The organism is Mesorhizobium sp. M7A.F.Ca.CA.002.15.2.1 (genome assembly GCF_003998715.1).
In the GTDB taxonomy this organism is placed as follows: Bacteria; Pseudomonadota; Alphaproteobacteria; order Rhizobiales; family Rhizobiaceae; genus Mesorhizobium; species Mesorhizobium ciceri.
The window spans coordinates 1-3,149 of record NZ_RZPI01000642.1 but is presented as its reverse complement, the minus strand read 5'-3'; the positions used below and the strand labels follow the sequence as shown (position 1 = coordinate 3,149).

Sequence of the window (3,149 nt, the reverse complement as noted above, 5' to 3'; positions counted from 1 at the left end):
ATGACGGCATCGTCTTCGCCACCGACATCAAGGGCCCGGACTGGGCGCTGGTTCCCGCCGACATCTACAAGGCGCTCGCGGCCAAGCTGGTCGTCGACGGCAAGCTCGTCGACAATCCGAACACCAAGTGGAGCCAGGTCAATCCGAAGCTGCCCGACTGGGACATCGCCGCCTACATTCCGGGCGAAAAGCACGGCACGCGCGAAGTGTTCGAGACCAAGCTCCTCGATGCCGGCTGTGACAAGGCTGCTCTCAAGGCCGCCGGCATTGCCGACGACAAGGAAATCGGCAAAACCTGCATTGCCATCCGCAAGGACGGCAAGGCCGTCGACATCGATGGCGACTATACCGAGACGCTCGCCCGCATCGACTCCAACAAGACCGGCGTCGGCGTGTTCGGCCTCGCCTTCTATGAGAACAATGCCGACAAGCTGAAGGTCGCCACCGTGGAAGGTATCGTGCCTTCGACCGAGACGATTGCCAGCGGCAAGTATCCCGTCTCGCGCCCGCTGTTCTTCTACGTCAAGAAGGCGCATCTGGGCGTCGTTCCCGGCCTCAAGGAATATGTCGAGTTCTTCCTCGACGACCAGATGGTTGGCCCGGAAAGCCCGCTCGCCGAATACGGCCTCGTTGCTGCTCCGGATGCCGAGCGTCAGGCCCAGCGTGACGCTTTCGCCGCCGGAAAGTCGATGTAATCAAGCTGCCGAACCGGGGTGCGGGTCAAATCCGCGCCCCGGTTTCACCGCAGGCCGCAATGGTGGCTGCGTTAGAATTTCCCTTGGGGTGGGTCCATGTCGTCCTTGCTCGTACTGGCCATCGTCGTTGCCGTCGGCCTGGTTGCCTTTTTCATCGGCCGGCAGCGTGCCGCGGCCCAGGACAATGGCAAAGTCAAGCCGCATTCGCGTGCCCACTATCACGGCTGGTGGGCCTTCCTGCTCGCCGTCCTGCCTGCTCTTTTGCTGCTTGCCGTCTGGGCCGTCGGTTCTTCGGTCTATCTTGACCGGCACATCCACGCTGCCTTGCCCGAGCGTACCGTCGACAGCAAGGTTGCCAGCGAGGCACTGGATGTCAGCCTGGTAAAGAGCCTCGCCAGGGGCCTGCGCAAACTCGATGCTGGCACACTGGCCGCAATGCCTGCCAGCTTTGCCGAGTTGCAGCCGCTGCTCGCCGCCAAGGGCGTGGCACTGGCGAGCGACACACAGGATTACATGATCCCGATCGCCGTCGAGGCGAACAAGGTCCAGGACCGGCTCGGCCTGTTCGGCGCCATTGTCATTCTGGCTTCCTCGATCGCCGGCGCCTTCTATGCGCTCAGGCAGATCGAGCCGCGCGCCAGGGCGCGCAACAATGTCGAGCGGTTGATGCTGTGGGGGCTGCTTGCCGCCTCCACCATCGCCATCCTGACCACCGTCGGCATCGTGCTTTCGATGCTGTTCCAGACGATCACCTTCTTCGAGAGCGTCTCGCCGATGAGTTTCTTCTTCGGCACGGTCTGGGATCCGCGTTTTGCCGCTGCCGGTTCGGGCGGCAGCCAGGGCCAGTTCGGCCTGATCCCGCTTCTTGCCGGCACGCTCTATATCGCCGCCGTCGCGCTGCTGGTTGCGGTGCCGGTCGGGCTGATGTCGGCTGTCTACATGGCCGAATACGCAACGCCCAGGGTGCGCTCGGTGGTCAAGCCGGCGCTTGAACTGCTGGCCGGCATACCGACCATCGTCTACGGCATCTTCGCCGTCGTCACGCTTGGGCCGTTCCTGCGCGACCTGTCAGCGGCGCTGACCGGCGGCTCGCCGTTCATCCAGGGCCAGAGCATCTTCACCGCCGGCCTGGTCATGGGCGTCATGCTGATCCCGGTCGTCTCCTCTCTCTCAGACGACATCATAACCGCGGTGCCGCGCGCCATGCGCGACGGGTCGCTCGGCCTCGGCGCGACCCGCTCCGAGACGATCAAGCGGGTGATCCTGCCGGCGGCACTGCCCGGCATCGTCGGCGCCATCCTGCTGACTGCCTCGCGCGCCATCGGCGAAACGATGATTGTCGTGCTGGCGGCGGGCGTCGCCGCCAACCTCACCATCAACCCGTTCGAGGCGATGACGACCATCACCGTCAAGATCGTCAACCAGCTCACCGGCGACCTCGAGTTCAATTCGCCGCAGACGCTGGTCGCCTTCGCGCTCGGGCTGACGCTGTTCACGCTGACGCTGGTGATGAACATCGTCGCGCTCTACATCGTGCGCAAATATCGGGAGCAGTACGAATGACCGACATTCCCATGGATACGATGGTCAGGCCGGCGGCCCATCCGCGCCGCGACATCGGCCTGAAGGCCCGTTACGCCGCCGAACGCCGTTTCCGCATCTATGGCGTCGTGGCGATTTCCGTAGGCCTGGCGTTCCTGGCAATCATGCTGATCACCATCGTCTCGAAAGGCTACACCGCCTTCTGGCAGACGACGGTATCGCTGCCGATCACGTTCGACGAGAAGGTGATCGATCCTTCCGGCAAGCGCGCAACCGATCCGAGCGTTCTGATCAAGGCGAATTATCCCAAGCTCGCAGAAAACGCGCTGGTGGCCAAGCTCGGCATCTCTCCTGATGACAAGCCGATGATCCAGAAGCTCAAGGGCTTCCTTTCGGAAGGCGCCCGCGTCCAGTTGCGCGACATCGTTGCCGCCGATCCCTCGGTGATCGGCACGACACGCGACGTCAACATCCTCGCCGCCGCCAATCTCGACTCGGCTTTCAAGGGCCAGATCGACCTCAGTGTCGAGGAAGCGCGACGCAAGGTCTCGGACCAGCAGATCACCTGGATGAACAAGCTCAAGGCCGAGGGCGCGATGGCCGAGCACTTCAACAGCGGCCTGTTCACCTACGGCGCCTCCAGCCGCCCGGAAACCTCGGGCATGGGCGTGGCGATCATCGGCTCGCTTTATATGATGGTGATCGTGCTGCTGCTCGCGCTGCCGATCGGCGTCGCCGCCTCCATCTATCTGGAGGAATTCGCCAAGAAGAACCGTTTCACCGACCTTATCGAGGTCAACATCAACAATCTGGCCGCAGTGCCGTCAATCGTCTTCGGCTTGCTCGGCCTCGCGGTGTTTATCAATTTCCTGGGCATGCCACGCTCCGCCGCTTTCGTCGGTGGCCTGGTGC

Annotated in this window: 3 protein-coding genes; all 3 read left to right on the top strand. The window is 63.3% G+C overall.

Annotated elements, in window-relative coordinates:
• On the top strand, positions 1-695 hold a 695-nt coding region (locus ENZ74_RS26730), incomplete at its 5' end, for a substrate-binding domain-containing protein (RefSeq protein ID WP_127313103.1).
• A gap of 96 nt (positions 696-791) precedes the next feature.
• Entirely contained in the window at positions 792-2,258 is a 1,467-nt protein-coding gene (pstC, locus tag ENZ74_RS26725) for a phosphate ABC transporter permease subunit PstC (protein ID WP_063169148.1), read from the top strand.
• A partial coding sequence (locus ENZ74_RS26720; RefSeq protein WP_127313102.1) for a DUF3333 domain-containing protein occupies positions 2,255-3,149 on the top strand: 895 nt, incomplete at its 3' end. The genes pstC and ENZ74_RS26720, both read left to right, overlap by 4 nt.